1 protein-coding gene is annotated in these 3,815 nt (G+C 64.5%); it reads left to right on the plus strand.

The window, feature by feature from the left end:
- Nucleotides 1-3,815, plus strand: a 3,815-nt coding sequence (locus Q8R75_RS00800) for a DUF6531 domain-containing protein (protein WP_305663484.1), incomplete at both ends; no start/stop codon positions are given.

Raw genomic sequence — 3,815 nt, forward strand, 5'->3', positions numbered from 1 at the left:
ATTTATGCAGGATCGGCCCTTGAACATCACATCTGGCAGGAATCGATGCGTACGGACGCCGTCTCCACCGTGCGTGGCCTGCAATTCGCGTCGGAATCCAGTATTCCGTTGCGCCGCTTCGACAAGAACAACATCGGCCAGTACGACACCCTGACTGACGCGAGCATGGCGTCTTACAAGGGTGCCATCGAGGCCGCAGTAACCGGTTCAGACGGAGGGCAACACGGGGTTGTCACCGTCCCCGCGTCAAGGATCGAGTATCCCGACCCGGTGAATCCGACAAGCAAGTGGCGCGGCGCCGTCTTCATGGCCGAAAACAGCGTGACTGGGCAGTACGGCGCCATCATCGCCGGCTCAGTCGTGGCAGGTGGCGGCTACGCCTTGGTCAATCCGACCCCGTTGAACCTTGTATTTACGCCCGCTCCGAGCGCCCCCGGCTCTGTGGTGAGTTTCAACAGCGGGCAAGGCATCTTCACGACACTCCCGGGCGGCACCAAGGGCGACAGCAGCTGGATCAGCAAGGCAGGGGACCCGGTGAACATGCTGACGGGGAACTACATTCACAACGAGGTGGATTTTTCGATCCGCTCGCGCGGTGGCCTCCCGGTCGTGTTCGAGCGCTGGTACAACGCGCAGACGCCTGAGGACGGGCCGCTTGGCTTTGGCTGGACGCATTCGTTCAACCACCAGATGCGGTTCTATGGCGTTGAAGGTGGGCTCGCCAAGGTGGGCTGGGTCAATGGCACGGGCAGGGAGCAGTTCTACTCGACCACCAGCCACGCGGGCGGGAACATCAATCCGGGCGCCGGATTGACCGCACAGGCGGGCACCTTCGCACAACTCGTTCGCCTTGCAGATGGCACCGGCCGCTACCGCGTGACGGAAACCGGCGGGCTCAGCTACACGTTCGAGTCTGTGACCGCGCCCGCGGCCGTCCAGACGCCGGCAACGGCGCCCAAAGCGCGATTGCTTGCGATTGCCGATCGGTATGGCAACACGCTGACGCTGAACTACACCGGAACCCAACTCACGAGCGTCACCGACAGTCTCGGCCGTACCGCACTGAGTTTTACGTGGACGGGTAGTCGGATCACCCAGGCCAGGGACTTCACCCACCGCACCGTTGTGTTCGGCTATGAAGACGGTCAAGGCAATCTCACGCGCGTACAAAATCCCAAGGGCGAGGCCAGTACCTATAGCTACTACACCCTGGCGGACGGCCCGAAGCTCGCTCACGCCATACGCCGTCACACGAAGCCCCGCGGCAACGGCATCGAGTTCGAGTATTACGCCAGCGGCCAGGTGTTCCGGCACACGAACTTCGACACCAGCGCAAGTCTGATTCCGGATTCCGCGCTGACCTTTCACTACAACCCGTATCGCAGGGAGTCCTGGACCGTCGACAGCCGTGGGTCCGAATCCCGGTTTGTCTTTGACCAGCGGGGCAACACCGTCAGTCAGTCCGTCGGTAATGGCGGGACCTACGTGTACGCGTACGATCATCCGACCAATCCGCACCTGCGCACGGCGATGACCGATCCGGCAGGGCGCCAGACCCGCTACACCTATACCGCCGAGGGCTACCTTGAGACGGTGGTCCAGCCGTCTGGTGCGGTGAGCGAGATGCGCGACTACACGGTGTTCGGTCAGGCGCGCCGGCTCAAGGATGCGCGCGGTAACTGGACGCTCAAGCATTTCGCCGCCAACGGCTCACTGACCGATGAGGTGCGGCTGCGAGCCGGTGTGACGCCGACGGCGGGCGTTGCGCCCGCTGCGGGCGATGTGCTGGCCTGGACCAAGTTCCAGAGCGACGAATCGGGCAATGTCACGGGTACGAAGCGGCTGCGCAGCTTCACTGGCGCCAATCTTGGCGGATTTACCAGCGGAACGGGCCCGCTGGTCACCTCCACCTTCGATGGCAACCGGTTCAACCGACTGACAATGACCCGCGCGGGCAACCGCAACGGCCAACAGGTGGGCGAAACCACGCCCAGTTTTGGTTACGACGCACTGGGCCGCATGACCTCGGGTGTCGATGCGCGCTGGTATCCGGTCACGTTCGACTACGATCCGCTGGACCGGCTCCATAAAACCCTGGACGGGCTGGGGCAGCCGCGGGAATTCAGTTTCGACGCCAACGGCAACCTGACGGCCCTTGAACTCGTGTCGGGCAGCAACCGTTTCGATTCGATGACCGCGGTGTTCGATGGCCAGGACCGGATGATCCGGCGCCTGGACAATGCGGGCAACCGCACGGCCTGGACTTACGACGGCGTGGGCAATGTGCTGGATGTGCAAAGCCCGGATGGCTACCGCATCGGGTTCGCCTACGATCTGGCGAACAGGCCCTTTCTGGCGCAGGACGAACAGGGCCGCATGGTCATCACCAGCCTGGACGTGATGGGCCGGCCGCTGGCCGTGACGGACCCGACCGGTGCCGTCACCGAATACGACTATCACGGCGATGATCAGGACGGACGGCTCGCCCGCATCCGGGTGCCCGCCATTCCGGGCCAGGGGGGCGGCCGGGCGGTGGAATTCGACTACGACGCGGGCGGGGTCCCTACGCAAACGCGCCGGGTCAGTGCGGGGGGTGCGGCGCGTGCGAACGTGAGCTTTACCGATGCGATCGGGCGCATCACCCGATCGCTGTCCGAACCGGAGGATGGCGGGCAGCGTCTGCAGGTCTGCTACCGATTCGACGGGCTGTCGAACCTGACCGAGGTGTGGGCGGGTCCGACGACGGACTTCAGCAGTGCCGAGTGCAATTTTGCGGACAGCACTTTAAAGCTTCAGCAGTCCTCCACCTGGGATGACTTCGGTAACGAACTGACCCGTACCGATGCGCTGGGGCGCGTCTGGCAATTCAGGTACGACTACTACGGTAATCTGGAATCGAGCCAGACACCCGAGCAGGCCACAACGGGCGCCTGGACCACCTATGGCTACGACCCCTCGCTGCGCGGCCTGCTCAAATCGCGCGCGGTGCCCGGCAGTGGGGCGGCGGGCCAGACGGCAAGCTGGACACGCAATCCGCTGGGCCAGGTGACGCGCGCCGAAACCAAAGACGGCAGCGGTGCAACGCTGGTTGCCTACGACTACACCTTCGATGTCGCTCACCGGCTCGAATCCGTCACCGACAGCCGGGTGGGCCGCGCCATTCAGTACGGCTGGACACCGGGCGGGCGGCTGTCGAGCATATCGCTGGGAGCCGGCGCAGGCGCAGGCACTGAGGCCGCGCTGTGGCGCTTCCAGTACGACGGCACGGGCCGGCTGACCGGCATCACGGCCCCGAACGGGCAGACCGTCGCCATGTCCCTCGATGCGACCGGCCGCCTGACAGAAAAGACCTGGCCGGATGGCGCGCGCAGCACCTACGCCTGGCACCCGGAAGGCAGTCTGGCCAGTCTGTCGCACTCGGCCGGCAGCCGGGTGCTGTTCGAACAGAGCTTCGGGTTCGAAGACTGGGGCAATCGCAACAGTTCGACCGAGACACACGACCAGACTGCGATTACCCGCGGCTACACGTTCGATGCGCGCGACCGGCTCAAGACCGAAACCACGGGCGGCGTGGCACGCAGCTTCGGTTTTGACGTGTTCGGCAACCGCACGAGCCGGACCGAAGGCAGCAGCACGACAAGCTACCTGTTCGACGCCGCGCACCAGTTGAAGGAAATCCAGGGCGCGAGCAGTGGCCGGCTGGTCTACGACCGCAGCGGCAACGTGAAGAAGTATTGCAGTGGCAGTGCCAGTGGTACGGACACTGACTGCGCGGGCACGGATGTGCTGGCCCTGGCCTGGAACGGCCTGAACCA

Origin of the sequence: Methyloversatilis sp., assembly GCF_030696805.1 — a bacterium.
GTDB lineage: Bacteria > Pseudomonadota > Gammaproteobacteria > Burkholderiales > Rhodocyclaceae > Methyloversatilis.